Origin of the sequence: Nonomuraea aurantiaca (assembly GCF_020215705.1) — a bacterium.
GTDB lineage: Bacteria > Actinomycetota > Actinomycetes > Streptosporangiales > Streptosporangiaceae > Nonomuraea > Nonomuraea aurantiaca.
The window spans coordinates 116,303-138,253 of record NZ_JAIWNB010000026.1; the positions used below are offsets into that span (position 1 = coordinate 116,303).

19 protein-coding genes are annotated in these 21,951 nt (G+C 69.8%); 11 read left to right on the plus strand and 8 right to left on the minus strand.

Translation table 11 applies throughout. The features are described from left to right. Positions 1–105: 105 nt before the first annotated feature. Together dapE and LDL49_RS43120 are read right to left on the minus strand one after the other, a co-directional pair. Entirely contained in the window at positions 106–1,161 is a 1,056-nt protein-coding gene (gene dapE, locus LDL49_RS43115) for a succinyl-diaminopimelate desuccinylase (protein WP_225300704.1), read from the minus strand. Next, entirely contained in the window at positions 1,161–1,994 is an 834-nt protein-coding gene (locus LDL49_RS43120) for a 2,3,4,5-tetrahydropyridine-2,6-dicarboxylate N-succinyltransferase (protein WP_225300705.1), read from the minus strand. Before LDL49_RS43120 ends, dapE begins: the two co-directional genes overlap by 1 nt. Positions 1,995–2,031: 37 nt before the next feature. Here LDL49_RS43120 and LDL49_RS43125 point away from each other — a divergent pair, with 37 nt between their 5' ends. After that, a complete protein-coding gene (locus LDL49_RS43125; protein WP_225300706.1) occupies positions 2,032–2,853 on the plus strand; it encodes a hypothetical protein in 822 nt (273 codons plus the stop codon). Between the two features lie 7 nt (positions 2,854–2,860). On the opposite strand, the gene LDL49_RS43130 is transcribed toward LDL49_RS43125, so the two are convergent. From LDL49_RS43130 to fdxA, 3 genes are all read right to left on the minus strand, one after another. Further along, on the minus strand, positions 2,861–3,532 hold the full coding sequence (locus LDL49_RS43130) for a DUF4178 domain-containing protein (protein ID WP_225300707.1): 672 nt from the start codon (positions 3,530–3,532) through the stop codon (positions 2,861–2,863). 78 nt (positions 3,533–3,610) lie between these two features. After that, positions 3,611–4,681, minus strand: a complete 1,071-nt coding sequence (gene dapC / locus LDL49_RS43135) for a succinyldiaminopimelate transaminase (protein WP_225300708.1) — start codon at positions 4,679–4,681, stop codon at positions 3,611–3,613. 104 nt (positions 4,682–4,785) lie between these two features. Next, complete coding sequence (gene fdxA / locus LDL49_RS43140) at positions 4,786–5,112, minus strand: ferredoxin (protein ID WP_225300709.1); 327 nt, start codon at positions 5,110–5,112, stop codon at positions 4,786–4,788. Between the two features lie 103 nt (positions 5,113–5,215). Here fdxA and LDL49_RS43145 point away from each other — a divergent pair, with 103 nt between their 5' ends. The 9 genes from LDL49_RS43145 (at position 5,216) to LDL49_RS43185 (ending at position 18,569) form a co-directional block, all read left to right on the plus strand. Continuing rightward, on the plus strand, positions 5,216–5,443 hold the full coding sequence (locus LDL49_RS43145) for a putative acetyltransferase (RefSeq protein WP_225300710.1): 228 nt from the start codon (positions 5,216–5,218) through the stop codon (positions 5,441–5,443). 20 nt (positions 5,444–5,463) lie between these two features. After that, positions 5,464–6,525: an ABC transporter substrate-binding protein gene (locus LDL49_RS43150; RefSeq protein WP_225300711.1), complete on the plus strand. Its 1,062-nt coding sequence runs from the start codon at positions 5,464–5,466 to the stop codon at positions 6,523–6,525. A 102-nt stretch (positions 6,526–6,627) separates the two neighbouring features. Next, positions 6,628–7,404 (plus strand): class I SAM-dependent methyltransferase, encoded by a 777-nt coding sequence (locus LDL49_RS43155; RefSeq protein ID WP_225300712.1) that lies wholly within the window; start codon positions 6,628–6,630, stop codon positions 7,402–7,404. A 187-nt stretch (positions 7,405–7,591) separates the two neighbouring features. Continuing rightward, positions 7,592–9,616: a hypothetical protein gene (locus tag LDL49_RS43160; RefSeq protein ID WP_225300713.1), complete on the plus strand. Its 2,025-nt coding sequence runs from the start codon at positions 7,592–7,594 to the stop codon at positions 9,614–9,616. Between the two features lie 3 nt (positions 9,617–9,619). Beyond that, on the plus strand, positions 9,620–11,440 hold the full coding sequence (locus LDL49_RS43165; RefSeq protein WP_225300714.1) for a UvrD-helicase domain-containing protein: 1,821 nt from the start codon (positions 9,620–9,622) through the stop codon (positions 11,438–11,440). Positions 11,441–11,488: 48 nt separating this feature from the next. Further along, positions 11,489–13,336, plus strand: a complete 1,848-nt coding sequence (locus LDL49_RS43170) for a sigma factor-like helix-turn-helix DNA-binding protein (RefSeq protein ID WP_225300715.1) — start codon at positions 11,489–11,491, stop codon at positions 13,334–13,336. A gap of 96 nt (positions 13,337–13,432) precedes the next feature. Continuing rightward, positions 13,433–14,791 (plus strand): cysteine--tRNA ligase, encoded by a 1,359-nt coding sequence (gene cysS / locus LDL49_RS43175; RefSeq protein ID WP_225300716.1) that lies wholly within the window; start codon positions 13,433–13,435, stop codon positions 14,789–14,791. 152 nt (positions 14,792–14,943) lie between these two features. Further along, on the plus strand, positions 14,944–17,469 hold the full coding sequence (locus LDL49_RS43180) for a penicillin acylase family protein (protein WP_263656269.1): 2,526 nt from the start codon (positions 14,944–14,946) through the stop codon (positions 17,467–17,469). A 173-nt stretch (positions 17,470–17,642) separates the two neighbouring features. Beyond that, a complete protein-coding gene (locus LDL49_RS43185) occupies positions 17,643–18,569 on the plus strand; it encodes a hypothetical protein (protein WP_225300718.1) in 927 nt (308 codons plus the stop codon). Here LDL49_RS43185 and LDL49_RS43190 read toward each other — a convergent pair. Continuing rightward, a complete protein-coding gene (locus LDL49_RS43190; protein ID WP_225300719.1) occupies positions 18,538–19,476 on the minus strand; it encodes an MBL fold metallo-hydrolase in 939 nt (312 codons plus the stop codon). The two genes, LDL49_RS43185 and LDL49_RS43190, sit on opposite strands and share 32 nt — an antisense overlap. A gap of 84 nt (positions 19,477–19,560) precedes the next feature. Continuing rightward, positions 19,561–19,992 (minus strand): hypothetical protein, encoded by a 432-nt coding sequence (locus LDL49_RS43195; RefSeq protein WP_225300720.1) that lies wholly within the window; start codon positions 19,990–19,992, stop codon positions 19,561–19,563. A 90-nt stretch (positions 19,993–20,082) separates the two neighbouring features. On the opposite strand from LDL49_RS43195, the gene LDL49_RS43200 reads away from it, so the two are divergent. After that, complete coding sequence (locus LDL49_RS43200; RefSeq protein WP_225300721.1) at positions 20,083–21,015, plus strand: hypothetical protein; 933 nt, start codon at positions 20,083–20,085, stop codon at positions 21,013–21,015. 426 nt (positions 21,016–21,441) lie between these two features. Here the strand turns inward: LDL49_RS43200 and LDL49_RS43205 are convergent, their stop codons facing one another. Then, entirely contained in the window at positions 21,442–21,942 is a 501-nt protein-coding gene (locus LDL49_RS43205) for a flavin reductase family protein (RefSeq protein WP_225300722.1), read from the minus strand. Positions 21,943–21,951: the final 9 nt, after the last annotated feature.

Sequence of the window (21,951 nt, forward strand, 5' to 3'; positions counted from 1 at the left end):
AGAAGCAGGAACCAGATTTCGACCTGCCTGCGTCTAACTGCCGAGGGTGCTGCTCGGGACTGAAAGTGGCTTTCCCCGCCAAATGGCCGGCGAGGAAAGCCACTTTCACTTTGTCAGCCAGTCCAGCAGGGCCCGCTCGCTCTCCACGATCTTCGTGAGCGACACGTACTCCCCCTGCTGATGCGCCAGGTTCGGGTCACCGGGACCGTAGTTCACGGCCGGCACCCCCAGTGTGGAGAAGCGCGCGACATCCGTCCAGCCCAGCTTGGCCCGCGGCGTGCCGCCGACCGCGGCGGTGAAGGCCGCCGCCACCGGGTGGGTGAGGCCGGGCCGCGCGGCCGGGGCGCCATCGGTGAAGCGGACCTCGAACCCGTCGAACACCTCGCGCACGTGCGCCTGCGCCTGCTCGATCGACAGGTCGGGCGCGAAGCGGTAGTTGACCGTGACCACGCACTCGTCCGGAATCACGTTGCCCGCCACGCCGCCGCGCACGCCGACCGCGTTGAGCCCCTCGTGGTAGGCCAGCCCGTCGACCACGGGCTGCCGGGCCTCGTAGGCGTTGAGCCGGGCCAGGACCGGCTCGATGCCGTGAATGGCGTTGACCCCGAGCCAGGACCTGGCGCTGTGCGCGCGCTTGCCGGCCACGGTGATCTCGGCCCGCAGGGTGCCCTGGCAGCCGCCCTCGATCACCCCGTCCGTGGGCTCCATGAGCACCGCGAAGTCGGCCGCCAGCCACTCGGGGTGCTCGCGGGCCACCCTCGTCAGCCCGTTGCGCTCGGCCTCGATCTCCTCGCAGTCGTAGAAGACGTAGGTGACGTCGCGGTTGGGCGCGGGCACGGTGGCCGCCAGCTTGAGCGCGACCGCCACCCCCGCCTTCATGTCCGAGGTGCCGCAGCCGAAGAGCAGGTCGCCCTCGACGCGGCTGGGCAGGTTGCCGGCGACCGGCACCGTGTCGAGGTGCCCGGCGATCAGCACCCGCTCGGCGCGGCCCAGCTCCGTACGCGCGACGAGTGTCTCGCCCGATCTGTCGACCTTGAGGTACGGCAACACCGCCAGCGCCTGCTCGACCGCCTCGGCCAGCGCCCGCTCGTCGCCGCTCACCGACTCGATGTCCACGATGGCCGCGGTCAGCGTCCGTACGTCCTGTGTCAGGTCCAGCATCAGGTGTTCACTCCGTGTTCGCGCAGCACCTCGTTGAGCGCTGCCTTGTCGTGGCGCTGCCCCGGCTCCAGGCGCTTGATCACCAGCACGCAGGGCAACCCGAACGTGCCGCCGGGGAACTCCTTCTGGCGGGTGCCGCCGACGGCGACGCACCAGTCGGGTACGCGGCCGCGGCCCAGCTCCTCGCCGGTCTGCACATCGATCACCGGGATGGAGGCCGACAGGATCGTGCCCGCCCCGACGACGGCGCCGCGTCCCACCCGGGCGCCTTCGACCAGCATCGCACGGCTGCCGATGAGGGCGTCGTCCTCCACGATCACCGGCACGGCGTTGGGCGGCTCCAGCACACCGCCGATCCCTACTCCACCGGACAAATGAACGTTTTTCCCGATTTGGGCACAGGAGCCGACCGTGGCCCAGGTGTCGACCATCGTGCCTTCGCCGACGTACGCGCCGATGTTCGTGAACGACGGCATCAGCACCACGCCGGGCGCCAGATAGGAGCCCCAGCGCGCGATCGCCCCCGGAACCACCCGCACCCCGTCGAGCGTGGTCTTGAGCGGATGCCGGTCGTGGTGCTGGAAATCGCCCACCTGCGACCTGGCCAGGCCGAGCACCTGGAAACTGAGCAGGATCGCCCGTTTGGCCCGCTCGTCCACGACCACCTCGCCGTCCGACAACCGGGCGGCCCGCGCCTGTCCCCTGTCGAGCAGGTCGATCGCGCTCACCACCACGTTGCGCGCGTCGAGGTCGCGGGGTGACAGCTCCCCGCGACGCGCCCACAGCTCGTCCACCGCGGATACGATCGGTGACACACTGCTCACGTGCCTCATGGCCACGGAGCTTATCTGGCCGGGTAGGTTTCTCAGCGTGCGCCTGCGCTTCTCCCGCGGAGTCATCACGATCGCGGTCATCGTTCTGCTCCTCGCGGTGGGCATCTCCGTGGGCCTCTACCACCTGCTCAAAAAGGCGCAGCCGCTGGCCGTTCCCGAAGCCCACTGCAGTGTCAAGACGCCCGTGGGCGACCGGGATCTCGAGATCGAGCAGGCCCAGATATCGGCCACCATCGCGGCCGTCGCGGAGCGCCGCAAGCTGCCCGAGCGGGCGGTGGTGATCGCCTACGCGACCGCGCTGCAGGAGTCGAAGCTCTACAACCTCGACTACGGCGACCGTGACTCCGTCGGCGTGTTCCAGCAGCGCCAGTCGCAGGGATGGGGCAAGCGCAAGCAGCTCCTCGACCCCGTCTACGCGACCAACCGGTTCTTCGCCGCGCTGGTCAAGGTCAAGAACTACCGGAAGATCCCGCTGGCGGACGCCGCCCAGGCCGTGCAGCGCTCGGCGGGCGGCTACGCCTACGCCCAGCACGAGGAGGACGCCAGGATCCTCGCGGCGGCGTTCACCGGGCGTGTCCCGAAGGCCGTGCACTGCTGGTACCCGCCGCCCAAGGCGAGCACCCCCGCCCCCCAGGCCAAGACCGCCGAGGCGCGGCGCCAGCTCGCGCGGGCGCTCGGCGACCCGTCCATCTCGACGCGCAAGCGCGGCTGGCTGATCGCCGCCTGGTCGGTGGCCCACGCGCAGAAGTACGGACTCAAGCGCGTCGGCTTCAACGGCGCCACCTGGACCAACGACATGAACCTGGAGGGCTGGCAGTCAGGCGGCAAGGCGACCGACAGCAAGGTGGACATCTCCTAGACGGGCCTTAAGAGGTGGCGCGGCTGACGATGCTGATCGAGCCGGGCGGCAGCGGCCTGGCGTAACTGGCCGTCCATCTGCCGCCCTGGATCCGCTCGAAGGACAGCAGCCGCCCGTCGGAGGCGCGGTAGTCGGCGAAGTCGAGCAGCCCCCGCTCGGCGTTGCCGGTGTTGCCCTCCGACCTGAACGCGGCGGTGCCCCGCTCGATCGGGTGGAACTCGACGCCCTCCATGATCAGCATGCTCTTGGCCGGCACCATGCCCTCGGTGGGCACCTCGGTCCAGATGAGCACCTCCAGATGCGACGGCTCGCCCTCGGCCGTGCCCTGCCGCGCCTCCACCGACAGCCACTGCATGCGGCGGGAGCTGTCACGCAGCCGGTATTCGACCCACTGCATGCCCTGCCACGAGATGTACATGGCGCCGAGCACTCGCGCGGGCGATCCGTGCACCTCTATCCGGTCGCCGACCTTGATGGTGCGGGGATCGACATAGTCGGATCCGGCGTACCCGGGCATGCTCACCGGTGCCGGCAGCGGGGCCTCGGTGGCCGCGATCTCGACCGGCTGTGCGGTCGTGCGGCCCTTCCTGTCCTGGCGCATGGTGGCCAGGAAGGCACCCAGCAGCAGGAGGACGGTGGCGACGCTCAGCCCGAGTACGACCACGAAGGTCATGCTCATCGATCAGCTCGCTCCACTCGCGGTCTGCCTCAGCAAACGCCGTTATCAACTTATGTGTGCCCTGCTTCGCGGGGGATCCTACTGGAGGCGGCGCACCGCCGCACTGATGCGTTCATCAGTGGCGGTCATGGCGATACGGATATGCCGTCCACCTGCCGAACCGTAGAATTCCCCCGGCGCAACCAAAATACCGATTTCGGAGAGCTTACTGACCTGTTCCCAAGAACTGGTCCCGTCCGTCGCCCAGAAATACAGGCCGGCGGTCGAGTGCTCGATGCTCCAGCCCGCCTTCTCCAGCACCGGCCGCAGCTGGACGCGCCGCCTGGCATAGCGCTCGCGCTGCTCCTCGGCGTGCGCGTCGTCGCCCAGCGCGGCCGTCATGGCGGCCTGTACGGGGGCCGGCATGAGCATCCCCGCGTGCTTGCGGATCTCCAGGAGCCGCTTGACCAGAGCCGGGTCGCCGGTCACGAACCCGGCGCGGTAACCGGCCAGGTTGGAGCGCTTGGACAGCGAGTGGACCGCGAGCAGCCCCTCGTGGGAGCCCTCGCAGACGTCGGGATGCAGGATGGAGACGGGTCGCTCCTCCCAGCCCAGCTCGATGTAGCACTCGTCGGAGGCGACGACCGCGCCGCGCTCGCGCGCCCAGGCCACCACCTTGCGCAGGTGCTCGACGGGCAGCACCCGGCCCGTGGGGTTGCCGGGCGAGTTGACCCAGACGAGGTCCACGTGCTGGGGCCCCAGCGCGAGCAGGCCGTCGGAGGCCGTCGCCTCCGCCCCGGCCAGCCGGGCGCCCACGTCGTAGGTGGGATAGGCCAGCTCGGGGAAGACGACCCGCCGGGCGCCCAGGTAGCTGGGCAGCCAGGCGACGAACTCCTTCGAGCCGATCAGCGGCAGCACGTCGCGCGGCTCGACGGTGACCTCGTGCCGGCGGCGCAGCCAACCGGCGGCGGCCTCCCGCAGCGCCTTCGTCCCGTGGGTGAGCGGGTAGCCGGGGCTGTTGGCGGCCTCGACGAGCGCGCTCTGGACGAGCGGCGGCACCGGGTCGACGGGCGTGCCGACCGACAGGTCGACGATGCCGTCGGGGTGCGCCAGCGCACGCGCCTTGTACGGCTCCAGCCGGTCCCAAGGGAAGTCGGGCAGGTTGTTCACGGTTCTCCAGGTATCAGGCGTGCACGTCCACAGCCGATCAGGCGTGCGCGCCGTACGCCCGGCAGCGGGGCCCGCCGTTCGGGCGCCCCGCTGCTGGGTGCGGGCTAGTGCTCTTCGGCCTGCGGCGGCAGCGCGGCGACGACCGGGTGATCCTTGTCGATCTTGCCGACCTTGGAGGCGCCGCCGGGCGAGCCCAGGTCCTCGAAGAAGTCGACGTTCGCCTTGTAGTAGTCCTTCCACTGCTCGGGAAGGTCGTCTTCGTAGAAAATGGCCTCGACGGGGCACACTGGCTCACAAGCGCCGCAGTCCACGCACTCGTCGGGGTGGATGTAAAGCATGCGCTCGCCCTCGTAAATGCAATCAACGGGGCACTCCTCGATGCACGCCTTGTCCAGGACGTCCACGCAAGGCTGCGCGATGACGTAGGTCACCTCGAGCTCCTTCTCTCCGCACCATGGCATGACTCTGACGGCGGTCCGCTAGCCCTAGTATTGCCGTGCTTGCCAACTGGCCGGAACGGAGGGTGGCAAACTCGTGGCGGCTCGCCTGGTGATCGCGATCACAACCGCGGACGTCGGCGCCCGGATCACCACCCGCAGGCGGGTTCCGGAAGGCTTCCGTGACGCCGTCGGGATTCTCGAATCCTGGGACGGCGGCGTGCTGCGTGTCCGCAAGAGGGACGGCACTCTGGTGGAGATCTCCGAGGAGGCGCTGGTGGCGGCCAAGGTCGTTCCGGCCGCGCCTCCTCGACCTGAACGGTAGTAACGGCGAGTATTCGTTCTGTGACCGTACGTACCTGCGCCGCCGTAGCCGCCCTTATCGCCAGCGCCGGATGCGGCGCGTCGTCGTCCCCGGCCGAGAAGCCGCTTCCGCCGGTGAACGTCAAGGCCGCCTCCATGAAGCAGGGTTTCACGACCCTCGACAACCTCGCCGCGACCGCCAAGCGGGAAGGCTCGCTCACCGTGATCGGGCTTCCCCGGGACTGGGTCAACTATGGCGCGATCATCGACACCTTTACCGACAAGTACGGCATCAAGGTCAATGAGCTCGAGCCCGGCGCCAGCAGCCGGCGCGAGATAGAGGCCGCCGCCCAGCTCAAGCCCGATGTGTTCGACCTGACCCTCGACGTCGCGGTGGCCGAGGCCGCCAAGTTCGCCCCGTACAAGGTGCAAGGCTGGCAGGACCTGCCCGATCACATCAAGGACCCCGGCGGCGCCTGGTACGGCGTCTACGGGGCCTACATGTCGCTCGGCTACGACCCGCGCAAGGTCCCCGCTCCTGCCTCCTTCGCCGATCTGGCCGCCAAGCCGGGCTACCTGGTCGCGCTCGACGGCGACCCGCTGCACTCGGCGGCGGCCTTCGACGGCGTGATGGCCGCCTCGCTGGTGTCGGGCGCGCCACAGCCGCAGCGCGGTGTCGAACTGTTCGCCAAGCTCAGGCAGGCGGGCCGGCTCACTGACCCGGCCAAGGCCAACGTGATCGTGGACTGGGACCACCTCAACGCCGCCCGCAGCGCCCGCGACGCGGAGGCGTGGAAGGTGACGATTCCGCGTGACGCGCCGCTCGGCGATTACCACGTGCAGGCGATCAGCAAGGACGCGCCGCATCCCGCCGCGGCCCGTCTCTGGCAGGAGTTCCTGTTCTCCGACGAGGGCCAGAACCTCCTGCAGAAGGGCTGGGCCCGCCCCGCCCGAGGGGAGGCGATGCTGATGCGCGGCACGCTCGACGCGGAGCAGGCCGGCAAATTGCCCGTCGCGCCCGGACCGCCGGTGCTCCTCACGATTCCGCAGACAGATGCCGGAAAGGTCTATCTGCGGAGGCGTTGGACGCAAAGTGTGCGATGAGACCATTGTGACTTGATATGTCGCGGAGACAATCAACCTCTAAAGTGAACAGACAGCACGGCCACAGGGGGCCCGATGTCTGACGAATGAGAGCTGATCGTCTTGCGATACGACACACCGAGCTTGGAGCGGTGGAGCAGTCGCGCCTACGACGGCAGTTTCGGCTACGTCTCGACGCAAGGCGCGCCTCTGGTGGACCTGCTCGATCCGCGGCCGGGAGAGCGCGTGCTCGACCTCGGCTGCGGCACCGGAGTGCTGACCGCGCAGATCGCGTCGCGGGGGGCCGACGTCCTCGGGATCGACGGCTCCCCCGCCATGATCGAGAAGGCCCTGGCCCTTTATCCGGGTGTCGACTTCATCGTCGGCGACGGGCACGACTTCAGTGTGGCGCTGGCCTACGACGCCGTCTTCTCCAACGCCGCACTGCATTGGATGAGCCGCGACCCCGTCTCCGTCATCGCCAACGTGCACGAGGCGCTCACGCCCGGCGGCCGGTTCGTGGCCGAGATGGGCGGCGCGGGCAACTGCGCCGAGCTCACCGCCGCCATGCTGACCGCCTGGCGGGAGTACGGTCTGCGCGAGCCTGACCTGCCCTGGTACTTCCCCACGCCGGCCGAGTACGCCCGCCGGCTGGAGCAGGAGGGCTTCGTGGTCCGGCTGCTGGAGTACTTCGACCGGCCGACGCCGCTGGAGGAGTGCCCGCAGGGGGCCGCCGACTGGGTGCGGATGTTCGCGTCCTCGGTCATCGAAGGGCTGCCGCCGGACATCGTCGAGCCGCTGCTCCAGCGGGTCAACGAGCTCGCCGCACCCGCTCTGCGCAGGGAGACGGGCTGGATGGCCGACTACGTTCGTCTACGCTTCGCCGCCGTCCGGCGCTGATACGTAGTGGATGATGCGTAGGGGAGTTTTGCCGGACTATGGTCTGTTCGTGGGCGGCGGGAAGAGTGGCGGAAGAGAGTAAGGCTGCACCGCTGACGAAGTTGAGGAGCCTTGCGACGACACGGCGGCGTGAGGGGCTGGTGAACGGAACGGGATGAATTTCTGCCTGAGCGACCTCGTACCACCGTTGAGGTGGAGCGACGCGTCCACGATCACGCTGCTCACCGGGCAGCCGGAGCTTCCGGACGCCTGGTGGCGCAGCCTGCCCATGCCGCTCGTGCTCGCGGCCATCGGCCCCGAGCCGCTGGCCGAGCTGCTCACGGAGATCGCGCTTGAGCACTGGCCGGCCGCCGCCGTCGGCGACGTGCTGCCGGCGCTGCACGTCCTGGATCCGGACGAGGCCGACGAGCCGCAGGTGGCGATCGCGCTCGACCGCGCCGGGTCGTGGACGGGGCTGCTCGCGCTGACCGGCAGGGAGCTGGTGGACCAGCCGTTCATTCAGGCGCGTCCGGTGCTCAACACGCTGTTCTCCGCGGCCCTGGTACGCCTCGCACCCCAGCTCCAACGCTCGTCGGCGCCCGTATCCGCCCCGGCCTCAGCCCCGGCCCTCGCCGCCCTCGCGCCCGAGGCCGTGCCGGTCGCCCTGCCTGTGGAGGCGCCGCCGGTCGCCGAGGAGGCTCGCGTCGCCGAGCGGGCCCCGATCGCCGAGCAGGCGCCGGAGCGCGAGGAAGCGCCGGACGCCGAAGAGGCAGTGGCCGCCGAAGCGGCAGTGGAGGCCGAGGACGCGACGGGAGCCGAGGACGCGGCAGAGGCAGAGGAGCCGATGCTCGACGCCGACGACGAGCCGGTCATCGACGAGCCGGTCGTCGACGAGGCCGCCGAGCCGGAGCCGGAGCCGGAGCCGGAGCCGGAGCCCGAGCCCGAGCCCGTCCTGGACGCCGCCGACGAGCCCGCGCCGGAGCCCGCCGCCGAGGAGGCCGCCGCGCTCGAAGCCGAGGGCGAGGAGCCGGAACCGCAGGACGCCGAAGCCGTACCGGAGCCCGAGCCTGAGCCCGCTCCGGAAGAGGCGACACCCAAGTACGACACACCGGACTTCGAGGCGGCCGAATCGGAGGAGCCGGAGCAGGAGGAGCCCGCGGGGCACGAGCTGCCCGAGCTGATCGAGGCCGCGTTCGCCGGTCTGGACGACAAGAGCTGGGCCGTCGCCCAGAACCGGGTCTTCACCGACCAGCCGTCCGCCGTGGACCAGCTCGCCAAGCTGTTCGCCGTGCCGCCCGCCGACATCTCCGCCACCGAGACCGAGCTGCGCGCCCGCCTCGGTCAATGGCTGGCCAGCGAGGAGGCGGCGCCGTACCGGGCGCACCTGGACGAGCTGCGCCGGACGATCGGCCCGGCCGCCCCCAGGGAGCAGCTGATCGGCGCGGCCGACTGGCACGCCAAGGAGATCCACGCGCTGGAGGTCCCCGCCTGGCAGTTCGTGCTGGCCACGCTGCCGTCTGAGCCGCCCGCCAGGCCGTCTGAGCCGCCGGCTCCTTCGGAGCCGAAAATCATTGAGGTCCCCCCGGCGTCCGCGTTCGCCCAGGTGCCGCCGATCCCGTCGCCGCCGCCGGGGACGCCGCAGTTCCAGGCGTTCGCTCCGGCCGAGGTCATGGTGGGCGAGGGCAACGGGGCGTCGAACGAGCCGGTCAAGCCGTACCAGCCGTTGAAGGACGTCTCCCAGACCAGGCGGTGCTTCCGCCAGCCGGACGGCCGGTGGTGGCTGCGCATCGACGTGACGGCCGAGCAGCTCGGCGGCGGCGAGTGCGCGCTGCCCACGGGGTTCGCCACGTACCTCGGGCTGTCGCCAGGAGAGAGCAGGACCGTGCGGAGCGCGGCCGGCGAGCTGACCATGGTCTGGCACGGCAGGCCGGTGCTCGAATCCGTCGAGCGGCTGCTCGCGGACGTCGGCGCGAAGGAGGGCGGGCACCTGTTCCTCACGCTGTCGGACGAGGGCGTGCTGCGGGCCAGGCACCTGCCGGTCGCCGCGCAGGGGGCCGAGAAGATCACCAAGGCGCTGCGCCTGGTCGGTTACACCGCTCCCGGCGGGACCCGCGACCAGGCCGCCAGGGTGATCGCCACCAGGATCGGGATGACCGGACCTGTCGGGCTGCCCGACCTGCTCACCAGGCTCCGCGAACGCGGGGACCGCGACCTGCTGCAACTCTTGGACTGAGCCGTGCCGCGGCTGGCGATCGCCCCGGACTTCCCCCGGGACCTCAGCGCACTGGCACAGCCGGTGCGCAGGGACGCCGTGGTCGCACTCCGCCGCCTGCTGCTGAACGTCTCGGGCGCCCCGCACCCCGAGCGGGTCAGGGGCGCCAGGGATCCGCGGGTCGCCACGCTTCGCCTTACGTCGGGCCATCGGGGCGTGGTGGTGCGTCAGCGGGACGTGTACTGGCTGCGTACCGTGCTCCCGGATCCCGAGGCGTGGTCGTACGCGCAGCGCTACCGCTACGGGATCAACCCGGTGATCGGCGTCGTCGAGGAGTGGGACGCCGAGGCGCTCGAACGGGTCGAGCCCGCGTTACGGCGATCGGCGAGTGCTTCGGGGCTGTTCGCCCCGATCTGCGATGGTGATCTGCTCGCGCTGGGCATCGACGTACTCGCGCTGCCGCTGGTACGGCTCATCAGCACCGAGGCCGACGTGGAGGCGCTCGAACCGCTGCTCCCCCCGACCCAGCACGTGCCGCTCGCGGTGCTGGCCCGGGGCGGCTCGCTCACCGAAGCCTGGCGGGAGCTGGACGCCTGCCGCGCCACGGACGAGGACGCCGACCGGATCGATGTAAACGACTTCTACGCGGCGCTGCGCCGCAGCCCGGACCGGGCGGTGTTCGTGGCCGACAAGGTGGAGCTGGAGCGGGTGCTCGACGCGCCGGAATGGTGCGCCTTCCCGCGTCCGGAACAGCACCGGCTGGCCCGCGCCGCGCGCTACGAGCACCCGGTGCTGGTGATCGGCGGGGCGGGCACCGGCAAGACGATCATCGCGCTGCACCGGGCGGCCCATCTGGCCGCGCACGGGAGCGGGCCGGTGCTGCTGGTGACTTACTCGCAGGGGCTGGGCGAGGACCTGTCCGACCGGCTCGACCGGCTGATCGACGACGGGGTGACGCGCAAGCGGGTCGACGTGGACAACGCCGAGCGGCTGGCGATGCGCATCGTGGCCGGCGCGGAGGGCCAGCGCCCCGCGCTGATCGGCCCCGGCGCGCGCACGCTGGCCGAGCTGACCGACGAGGCGCTCCGGCTGCTGTCGAGGGCCACCGGTGACCTGCTCGACGACATCGAGCCGGGCCGCAAGCCGTACCGGCACGTCGTGGTGGACGAGGCGCAGGACATCAGCCCGTCGCAGTGGCGGCTGCTGCGGGCGGTGGCGCCGCGGGCGCACGACGACCTGTTCATGGTCGGCGACCCGCACCAGCGGATCACCGACACGCACGTGACGCTCGGCTCGGTGGGCATCCCCGCCCTGCAGCACACGCTCAAGGTGTCCTACCGGCTGCCGCAGGAGCTGCTGTCGTTCGCGGTCCGGCTGCGCGGCGGCGGGCCGGTCGACGGGCTGGTCAAGGGCATGTCCCCGCTGTACGGGCTCCGCGCGCTGCGCAACGGCGAGCGGCCGGTGCTCAGGGCGTACGACTCGCCGGAGGCGGAGCTGGCCGGGCTGGTGGCCACGGTCGCCTCCTGGCTGGACGACGGCGTCCCGGCCGATGAGATCGCCGTCGGCGCGCGCACGCCGAAGCTGGTCCGTGAGGCGCGCAAGGCGCTCGGGCGGGCGGACGTGCGGGTGTCGGCGTTCCAGAACCTGAAAGGGCTGGAGTTCGAGCGGGTCGCGCTCATCGGCGTGGCGGAGGGCGTGGTGCCCGAACCGCCGCCCGACGAACCGGGGGCCCGGGCGAGAGCATTGCAGCGGGAACGGAGCATGCTGTATGTAGCCTGCACGCGGGCCCGATCCATGCTCTATATCTCCCATTCAGGAAGAGGTAGCCCTTTTCTGTCGCTCTGATCACATAGTCTGAACTGCGGATATCTTCCCATTGCCGGTTGGACCCCAATGAACCTCAGCCTGAGCGACCTCGCGCCACCGCTGCGCTGGACTTCCCCTGTGCAGATAGCGCCGATCGTGGAGGAGCCCCAGCTACCCGAGGCATGGTGGCAGACGATCCCCCTCGACCGCGCTTGCGCCGTCATCTCCGCGCAGACCGTGGCGGGCCATCTCGCCGATCTCGCCGTGGCCTGCTGGGGGCACCTGCTGGTCGGCGACATCCTGCCGCTGCTGCGTTTCTCCGACCCCGCCGAGGCCGAGCGTACTCCGGAGATGCTGGGCAAGGACGTGGTGCAGAAGCTGTTCAGCGGGGTGTTCGAGCGGCTGCTCGAACCTCCGTCTGAGCCGGTCGCCGTGTCCGTGGCGCGGCCGGACAAGCCACTGCCCGAATTGATCGACGGCCTGTTCGCGGCGCTGGACGAGCGGCAGCGGGCCATCGCCCGCGACCGCCTGTACGCCTCGCAGCGGGCCACGCTGGACGAGCTGGCACAGCGCTTCTCGGTCACGCGGGAGCGGATCCGGCAGATCGAACGCGACCTGCGCGACCATGTCGAAGCCTGGCTGGGCGGGCCGGACGCGGTCTCGCTCGTCGCGCACGTCACCTGGCTGCGCGGCCGGCTCGGCTCGGCCGTACCCGCCGACGACCTGGCCGCCGCCGTGCCGTGGCACCGCGGCGAGCTGCGCACGCTGGGCATCCCCGCCTGGCGGTTCGTCCGCACGCTGCTCACGGGGTACGAGCAGGCCGACGGCTGGCTGATCGCGGGTGGCGCGGACGAGCTGAGGGAGAAGACGCGCCAGCTGTTCACCGACGGGCCGCGGCCGCTCGGCGAGGCCGTCGCCATGGTCACCCAGCTCGGCATCCGCGAGGACGTGGCCGAGCGGTGGATCCTGGCCGTGCCGCAGCTGCGGGTGCTGGAGCAGAACGTGGTGCCGTGGCCGCGCAGCATCAACGAGAAGGCGGAGGCGGTCCTGGCGGTGGCCGGGCGGCCGTTGACGCCGGAGGAGATCCAGGAGCGCATCGGCGAGGACTACAGCCTGGTCGGCATCCGCAACCAGCTCACCGCCGACGAGCGGTTCCGCCGCGTGGACCGGAACAAGTACGGGCTGACCAGATGGGGCGGCGACGAATACCTGGGGATCAGGGAGATGATCGCCAGGGAGATCGAGCGCGCCGGCGGCGAGGCGTCGGTCAGCACGATCGTCTCGAACCTCACCTCCCGCTACGACGTCAGCGAAAGCTCGGTGCGCGCCTACTCGGGCGGCCCCGGGTTCGAGCGGACGCAGCGGGGCTGGATCCGGGTGGCGGGCACCTCGCCGACCGGTGAGGCCGAGCCGTACCAGCCGCGCAGGGACGTGTCGGAGACCCGGCGCAGCTTCCGCAGCCGCGACGGCCGCTGGTGGCACCGCGTCGACGTCAACGCCGAGCACCTGCGGGGGTCGGGGTCGCCGCTGCCTACGGGGTTCGCGGCGTACCTGGGGATGGCGCCCGGCGGGCAGCTCACGGCCGCGACGCCGTCCGGGGACGTGGTGATCAGCTGGCACAACCAGCCGACCATGGGGTCCATCAGGAACGTGCTGGCGGACTTCAAGGCCGGGGAGGGTGACCACGTCTTCCTCACCGTGTCCGACGGGGGCGAGCTGCTGACCCGCTACCTGCCCGCCGCGGCTCCGGGGATACCGCCGTTGAACCGGGCGCTCTATCTGATCGGCTACACCGCTCCGGTCACCTCGGAGATGGAGGGGCTGCGGCTGATCGGGGCGCGCATCGGGTTGCCGGACACGGCGACGCGCGACGAGGTGCTGGCGCGGCTGCGGGAGCGGGGGGACCGGGACATCGTCGGCTTCCTGGGCGGCTGACGTCTGGTCCTCTCTTTGGTCGTCTCTTTGGGCGTCTGGGGTTCCTCGGAGGCTTTCTCGGAGGCTTTCCTTGGAGGCCGGGGCTAGGCTCGGGGGATGTTGCGGATCTACGACACGCGCGCCAGGCAGGTCGAGGAGATCGCCCCCGCGCGCGCCATGCGCATGTACTCCTGCGGGCCGACGGTCTACCGCCACGCGCACGTCGGCAACCTGCGCTCGCAGCTGCTTTCCGACCTGATCCGGCGGGTCCTGGAGCGGCAGCGGGTCCGCATGGTGGTCTGCCAGAACATCACCGACGTGGGCCATCTGGCCGACGACACGGAGGCCGGCGAGGACAAGGTGCTCATGCGGGCGCGGGCCGAGGGACGCTCGCCGCGTGACCTGGCCCGCTACTACGAGGACGCCTTCAAGCGGGACACGGCCGCCCTGAACATGCGGCCGCCGGAGCACATGCCCCGCGCGAGCGAGACGATCGACCTGATGATCGAGCTGATCGCCAAGCTGATCGAGCGCGGACACGCGTACGCGTTGCCGGACGGGGCGGTGTACTTCGACGCCACGTCCTTCCCAACTTACGGCGAAATTTCCGGAAACCGCCTCGACTCCCTCCGTCCCGACGCCACCGACCCCCGCAAGCGCTTCCACGCCGACTGGGCCCTCTGGAAGCCCTCCGACGGCGAACTGTCCTGGGAGGCCCCCTGGGGCCGCGGCTTCCCCGGCTGGCACATCGAGTGCTCGGCCATGTCGCTGCACTTCCTCGGCGAGCGCATCGATCTCCACACCGCCGGCATCGACCTGCGCTTCCCCCATCATGAGGACGAGCGGGCCCAGTCGAACGCGGCGGCCGGCCACGAGGTGGTGCGCCATTGGGTGCACGGGGAGCACCTGCTGTTCGACGGGCGGAAGATGGCCAAGTCCACCGGCAACGTGGTGCTCCTGTCGGACGCGACCGAGGCGGGCCTCGATCCGCTGGCCGTGCGTCTGGCGTTCCTGGAACACCGCTACCGGCAGCAGCTCAACCTCACCTGGGACACCCTGCACGCGGCCGACAGGACCGTACGGCGGTGGCGGGCACGGGTGGCGGAGTGGTCGGAGTCGCCCAGCGCGCCGATGGCGGCCGACTACGTGCGGCGGGCGGAGACGGCCTTCGACGACGACCTCGACACGCCGGCCGCGCTGCGTGCGCTGCGTGAGCTGGAGCGGGACGAGGCGGTGGCGCCGGGGGCCAAGCTGGAGTCGTTCCTGCATCTGGACCAGGTGCTGGGGCTGGACCTGGCCGTCGAGATCGGGCGCTCGCGCGGGTCGGCGTTGCCGCCGGGGGCGGCGGAGCTGCTGGCCGAACGGGCGCGGGCCCGGGAGGCGGGTGACTGGGCGGCGTCGGACCGGTTGCGCGAGTCCCTTGTGAGCATGGGTGTCCGGGTTTCCGATACACCCTCCGGACAGGTGTGGGAGTAGCCGGCCCTTCGCTCCCCCCCGGCTGCTGGAACCCCGTAGACGGCGGTGTTTCAGGAGGGGCTCGTGGGGCGGGAGTAGTGATCGTGGGCTGTCAGACTTGAGGGGCTGCGCGAGAGATGGAGGTCTTCGTGAGGTTGCGGCCCTACGCCTGGATGCCCTGGCCGTTCCGGTGGGTGGCGCGGGCACTGACCGTGGTCCTCGTCCTCGCGCTGGTGCTCGCCGGGGTGCTCGTGCACACGGTGCGACAGTCGTTCCCTCAGGTGGACGGAGCCGTACGCCTGCCCGGTTTAACCGGGAATGTGGAGATTTATCGTGATAAAGCGGGAATTCCGCAGATCTACGCGGACACGGCCGAGGATCTGTTCATGGCGCAGGGGTTCGTCCACGCGCAAGACCGGTTCTGGGAGATGGACTTCCGGCGGCATGTGACCTCGGGGCGGCTGTCGGAGCTGTTCGGCAAGGCGACGCTCGACAACGACAAGGCCATCCGGACCATGGGCTGGCGCAAGGTGGCCGAGCAGGAGCTGCCCGAGCTGGGTGAAAGCACCCGCCGCTACCTCGACGCGTACGCCAAGGGCGTCAACTCCTGGCTCCAGGCCAACCCCAACGCCTCCGACCGGAGCCTCGAATACTCGGTGCTCAAGGTGCAGAACGGGTCCTACAAACCCGAGCCATGGACCGCGCTCGACTCGGTCGCCTGGCTCAAGGCCATGGCCTGGGACCTGCGTTCCAACATGGAAGACGAGATCGACCGCGCTCTGGCGCTGACGAAGCTGCCTCGGGACCGGGTCGAGCAGCTGTACCCGGATTACCCGTACGACAGCCATATGCCGATCGTCACCCAGGGCACGATCGCCGACGACCGCTTCGACGACCGCGGCCGGCTGCCCGCACGCGGCACCTCGACGGATGGCACCACTCCGCGCGGGCAGGGCGCGGCCAGGGCGCTGGCCCAGGCCGCGAAGGCGCTGGACGCGGTGCCCGGCACGATGAGCGCCGCGGACCGCGAGGGCATCGGGTCGAACTCGTGGGTGGTCTCCGGCGAGCACACGGCCAGCGGCAAACCCTTGCTGGCGAACGACCCGCACCTGTCGGCGCAGATGCCGTCCGTCTGGTACCAGGTCGGGCTGCACTGCCGGAAGATCACGGAGTCCTGCTCCTATGACGTGACCGGATTCAGCTTCTCCGGCGTTCCCGGCGTGGTCATCGGCCACACCGACAAGATCGCCTGGGGCTTCACCAACCTGGGCCCCGACGTGGCCGACCTGTTCCTGGAGCGGGTGAAGGGCGACACGTACCTGTACAAGGGCGAGTCGGTGAAGCTGGAGACCAGACAGGAGAAGATCAAGGTGGCCGGTGGCGCCACGGTCACCCTGGACGTCAGGAGCACCCGGCACGGCCCATTGATCAACGAGGTGATGGGCGACGTCAAACCGAGCGACGGCGCGAACGCGGTGGCCCTCCAGTGGACCGCTCTGACGCCCGGCACCACGGTCGACGCGATCTTCGCGCTGAACGCGGCCACCGACTGGCAGGAGTTCCGCGCCGCGGCCGCGCTCTTCGACGTGCCCGCGCAGAACCTGGTGTACGCCGACACCGAGGGCCACATCGGCTACCAGGCGCCCGGCCGCATCCCCGTACGCGAGAAGGGCGACGGCACGTGGCCGGTGCCCGGCTGGACCGGCGAGTACGACTGGCGCACCGCCCCCATCCCCTACGACCAGTTGCCCTCCATGGAGGATCCCGCCGACGGCTACATCGTGACGGCCAACAACGCCGTCATCGACCCGAGGCATTACCGGCCGCTGCTGACCAAGGACTGGGCGTACGGCTATCGTTCCCAGCGCATCATCGACCGGCTCAACCAGGAGATCGCGAAGGGCAAGGTCGACGCCGCGACCATGTCCAAGATCCAGCAGGACACCCAGAACGGCCTGGCCAAGACCCTGGTCCCCGCCCTGATGCGGGTGCCTCTGGCGGGTCCGGCCGTACAGGCCAGGCAGTTGCTGAAGGACTGGGACGGCTCACAGGGCGTCGACTCGGCTCCCGCGGCGTACTTCAACGCGGTCTGGCGGCAGCTGCTCAAGCTGACGTTCGACGACGACCTGCCCGCCGGTGCCAGGCCGAACGGCGGGGATCGCTGGTACGAGGTCATCAAGCGGCTGCTCGAAAGCCCCGACGACCCGTTCTGGGACGACACCACGACCAAGGGCCGTACCGAGACCCGCGACGACATCGTCCAGCAGGCGCTGGCCTCGGCCTATCAGGAGGTGTCCGACCGGCTAGGCACGGACGTCACGGCCTGGCGCTGGGGCGACCTGCACCAGTTGACGCTCACCAACGGCTCGCTCGGCACATCGGGCATCGCACCCATCGAGGCACTCTTCAACCGGGGCCCGTTCGAGGTGCCGGGCAGCAAGGACGCCCCGAACGCCACTGGCTGGAACGCGCAGCGCGACTACACGGTGACGTCGGTGCCGTCGATGCGGATGATCGTCGATCTGGGCGATCTGGACAAGTCTGAGTGGATCAACCTGACGGGGGCTTCGGGGCACGCGTTCCACGACAACTACTGGGACCAGGCGCCGCTGTGGGCAAAGGGACAATTGCTCCCGATGTATTCGAAACCTGCAACCGTCAAGAAGGCCGCCGCCCACACCTTGCGCCTCACCCCCTGACAGTGACCTGCCGGGGCGCTCCCTGACCTTTGCCCCTTACGCCCTGATCTGGTGGGGCGCTCCTTAGCCTCTGTGCTTCATCCCCTGACCTGGCAGCTACGACCACAGCTGTATGCGGAATCAAGACCCTGGGCTGACGCCCGCAGCCCCTCCTCCACATCACCATGGCGAACATGACTCGCCTCTGGTACCTGATCGGACTGCTGCTGATCGTCTCCGGGCTCGTCCACCTGGGCGTGCTCGTGCTCGACGGTGGCCCGTGGGACGGCCCTGTGTCGTGGCGCAAACCGTTCACGTTCGGGGTCTCGTTCGGGTTGAGCGTGCTTTCGCTCACCTGGGTGTCACAGTTCATCCGGCTACGCAGGCGCAACGTCCTCCTTGGCGTCTTCGCCGTGGCCTCGGTCGTGGAGGTCGCGCTCATCAGCGTGCAGGCGTGGCGCGGCGTCCCCTCGCACTTCAACATGTCCACCGACGTGGACTCGCTCATCGCCAGAACACTGGCCGCCGGCGGCTTCACCCTGATCGCCATAGCAATCTTCATGACCATCTCCGCCTTCCGCCCGTCACACCCGGATACCGGCGAGCCGCCCAGCACGGATCCCGGCGGGTCTCTCATCGTGCAGTTGGCCGGGTCGGTTGGCGGGCGTTTGGCCGGATCGCCCAGCATGCGGCTGGCCGTCCAGGCCGGGTTAGGCACGTTCCTGGCGGCGATGGCCTTCGGGGGCATCATGATCGCCCGCGGAGTGGTCGAGGCCATGACCGGCTCCCAGCAGCTCGCCTACACGGTGGCCGGCTCGCTCAAACCCGCCCACGCCATCCTCATGCACGGTGTGCTGCTCCTGCCCGCCCTGGCCTGGCTCCTCTCCCGCACCCACCCGTCCGAGCAGACCCGCCTGCGTGTCGTACGACTGGCGATCTGGACGTACATCACCGTCTCCGCGATCGTCTCGGCCCTGGCCCTCTTCGACATCACCATCGTCAGCCCGTCAACCGCCTCGGTGCTCTGCGCGGGCGCGATCTCAGGCCTGGCCATCGGCGCCCTGGCTCTGGGCACGTATCTCCCCCACATCAGGAGACGAAGGAGCGTGACTCCCCGATAGCCAGATCCCACAGACCCTCTCGTGGCAAGCTCTGGGCGCGCCAGGCTGACCGTGCCGCCTCGATCGGCGCCAGCAGCGGCTCCCCCGACAGCACAAACGTGCCCCAGTGCATGGTGGCCATCCGCCGCGCCCCGACGTCCAGACACCCCTGCACCGCCTCCTCGGGGTTGACGTGCGCGGCCTTCATGAACCAGTTCGGCTCGTACGCGCCCACCGGCATGAGCGCCAGGTCCAGCCCACCGAACCTGTCCCCGATCTGCGCCAGCCGGTCTCCGTAGCCGGTGTCGCCCGCGAAGTAGACCGAGCGGTCGATCACCCACCCACCCCAAAGCGTCTTGCACGTGTCCCAGACGGTCCGCCGACTCCAGTGGTGGGCGGGTACGAAGTCGAACGTGACACCGTCGATCGACGTGGACTCCCACCAGTCCAGCTCCGTCACCCGGGTGAAGCCGCGCCGGTCGAACCAGGGCTTCAGCCGCGCGGGCACGAGGATGGGCGTGTCCCTCGGCAGCTTGCGCATGGTGGGCGCGTCGAGGTGGTCGTAGTGGTTGTGGCTGATCACCACGGCGTCGATCCTCGGCAGGTCGCTCCAGGCGACACCCGGAGGCGTCAGCCGCTGCCGTACACCGGGAATCCTGCGCGACCACACCGGATCGGTCAGGATCGTCAGCCCTCTGATCTGCAGTACGAATGTGGAGTGACCCACCCAGGTGACCATGGTCTCGCCGGTGGCGGCCCGAGGAAGACCGCCGTTGCGCAGCACCGGAATCTGATCGGCGTCACCGATGTCCGGACGGAACGCGCCGTGCCAGGTGACGCTCAGCAGCTCACGAAACTCGGGGAGGGGGGCGGTGAGGCGGTCTTTGAAGCTGTCCGGCCAGTGCGGGACTTCGATCGTCTGCGTCATACGCGTCGCTCTGCCCTACGTAGCGGATCAGTCACGCGGACCGTTCGCGACCTGCGCCGCTTCCCCACCAGAGGCGTAAACGGGTCACCCCGGCCCACCCCGACCCGCCCCCCTCCTCCACCAGAGGGGTGCGCGTGGGTATCCGCCGTCGTCGAGTCCGGCCAGCCGTTCGAAGACGTTGTACGAGGCCTGGTGCCCGCAGACCACTACGGACACGAGCATGGCCACCAAGTAGAGCGGGAGCATCGGCAGGCCGGCGCAGCAGGCCCACTGGGTGGCGTGCCGCCCCTCGTGCCGGATGAGTTGGTCTTCGAGCGAGTCGCGCCTGGTCAGGACCACATTTCCGACGGTGAAGGCCCCGGCGATGGGGAAGCGGTAGCGGTAGCCGAACGCGAGGACGAGGCCGTTGGGCCCACCCTGCCTCGTGGCACCGCCTACGACGGAGATCAGCAGACCGAGCGGGGTGGAGAGGTTGACGTAGTTCACCGCCCGCCGGAACCGATAGCGCCTGTTCATGCGTTTCAGCCTTGACCAATCTTGACAAGACGGAATAATGATCCGCGTCCTGAAATCTCCCCCAAGAGCAGGATTATGAGATTCACCATTGTGGGCGCGCTGGTCGGCACCATGGCCTTGGCCGGAGCCGGCGGAGTCGCGATCACCCAGACGTCAGCGTCCGATCCCCTCAATTCCACTGGCCCTCCTCTCCGCGTAGAAGTGGCGTTACCCGCCGCCGCCCCGACGACGACCCCCACCCCTGAAGTCGGGAAGTACACCGCGAAGACAAAGGTCGTCAAGAAGAAGGGCGTCTCGTATCTGGATGTCTCCATCAAGTACGACGGAGCGGCCAGGTTCAGTGTGAAACAGAAGGTCTGCAAGGCCAAGTCCTGCAAGACGACGGCCACCGACCTCCCCGTGACCACCGGCGCCGGCCAGATCAGCAAGAAGATCGGCAAGGGCAGCTACAAGGCCAAGGGCAAACCCGGCATCAAGGTCAAGGTCCTGCCCTGGCCCACCCGCACCGTGACAGCCACCCCAACGGCGACGATCACCGGCACCCCTGGCACCAGTGATTCGGTAACCAATACGGCGACCGCGACTGTGACCGAAACTGCCACGGCGACCACCACGGTCACCCAGCAGGCCACGGTCACGGTCACTGAAGCCGCCCCAGCGGCCACGGTCACCGCAACGGTCACCTTCACCTGCCAGCCCAACACCGCAGAACCGTTGGCCCCCACCGAGACCCCGACAACCCCAGAACCCCCGACCACCTCGGTAACCCCGGAACCCACCCCGACCCCGACCCCATCGGTCACGGCGTCGGACACGGCGTCTCAGGCAACGCCCGAGACGCCACCGAACACAGCGTCCGAGACGGTGACATCGACCGAGTCCGCCGCGGAGCCGGTCCCCACGTGCCCGGCAGCGGCGGAAACGCCGTCGGGGACCCCCACGGCGGAAACACCGACGCCAACGGACACAGCGTCCGAAACACCGGCGCCAGCGAACACAACCCCCGTTCCCGAGGCCCAATAACCCCGGCCCCGCCGACCCAGCTCCCCATCCGGGGCCGGGTCGGCGGCCACCGTGGCACACAGGCACATAGGCGCCCAGGCGCACGAGCACGTGGCCGCACGCGCGGGCACACGCGCACAGGCACACGGGGCTCATCGGGCTCGTCCGGACATACAGGGCCCTGCAGGACCCACGTTTCACCCGCAGCACCTACATTCCGCCCGTAGGAGCCGCATTCCCCCGAAGAGCCGACAGTGCCCGTCGCATAGGGGCACCGGCCCACACATGACTACGGCCGGGGTCAAGAATGCGCACGTCACGGCGTCCAGCGACCTCCACCGGAGGAGCGTGCCCCTGGACAGAGCCCGACCCCGTGCGGCGGGTGGGGCCCACCGGGCCTGCCGTAAAAGATCCCAAAACAAGTCGGCGACGCAGCTGCCTCCATGCTCATAAGGTCTTGTAGCGGCCCTGGTGGTAGAGCAGCGGACGGTCGTCGGCGCGCGCGCCGAGCGCAGTAACCCCACCCACCACGATCGAGTGGTCGCCGCCCTCATGGACGGAGGTCGTCCGGGCCTCCAGCGTCGCCACGGCGTCGGTGAAGAGCGCCACGCCCGATTCGCCTCGATGGTGCGCCCAGCGTGCCAGTTGCCCGTCGAGCTCCCGCCCCCGATGCGCGAAGAACCGCGACGCGTCCTCCATGGACGCAGGCAGCACCGACACCCCCCACACACCCGCCTCCATCACGGCGTCGTGGAACCGGGCCACCTTTTCCGCGCAGAACAGGACGAGCAGCGGGTCCAGTGACACGGACGTGAACGAGTTCACGGTCATCGCGTGATCGATCCCGTCGAGCCTGGTCGTGACGATCGCGACTCCAGTGGCGAACCGCCCGACCACCTTGCGGTAGATGTCCCGATCAACGTGCTGCTCTGCGGAACCATGGTGCACGATCGCTAC

Coding starts and splice junctions, on each gene's coding strand:
- LDL49_RS43130 (WP_225300707.1), bottom strand. CDS start 3,532: ATGAGCATGACCTTCGTGGTCGTACTCGGGCTGAGCGTCGCCACCGTC.
- LDL49_RS43170 (WP_225300715.1), top strand. CDS start 11,489: ATGAACCTCAGCCTGAGCGACCTCGCGCCACCGCTGCGCTGGACTTCC.
- dapE (WP_225300704.1), bottom strand. CDS start 1,161: ATGCTGGACCTGACACAGGACGTACGGACGCTGACCGCGGCCATCGTG.
- LDL49_RS43195 (WP_225300720.1), bottom strand. CDS start 19,992: ATGAACAGGCGCTATCGGTTCCGGCGGGCGGTGAACTACGTCAACCTC.
- LDL49_RS43185 (WP_225300718.1), top strand. CDS start 17,643: ATGACTCGCCTCTGGTACCTGATCGGACTGCTGCTGATCGTCTCCGGG.
- LDL49_RS43120 (WP_225300705.1), bottom strand. CDS start 1,994: ATGAGGCACGTGAGCAGTGTGTCACCGATCGTATCCGCGGTGGACGAG.
- LDL49_RS43190 (WP_225300719.1), bottom strand. CDS start 19,476: ATGACGCAGACGATCGAAGTCCCGCACTGGCCGGACAGCTTCAAAGAC.
- LDL49_RS43180 (WP_263656269.1), top strand. CDS start 14,944: ATGCCCTGGCCGTTCCGGTGGGTGGCGCGGGCACTGACCGTGGTCCTC.
- cysS (WP_225300716.1), top strand. CDS start 13,433: ATGTTGCGGATCTACGACACGCGCGCCAGGCAGGTCGAGGAGATCGCC.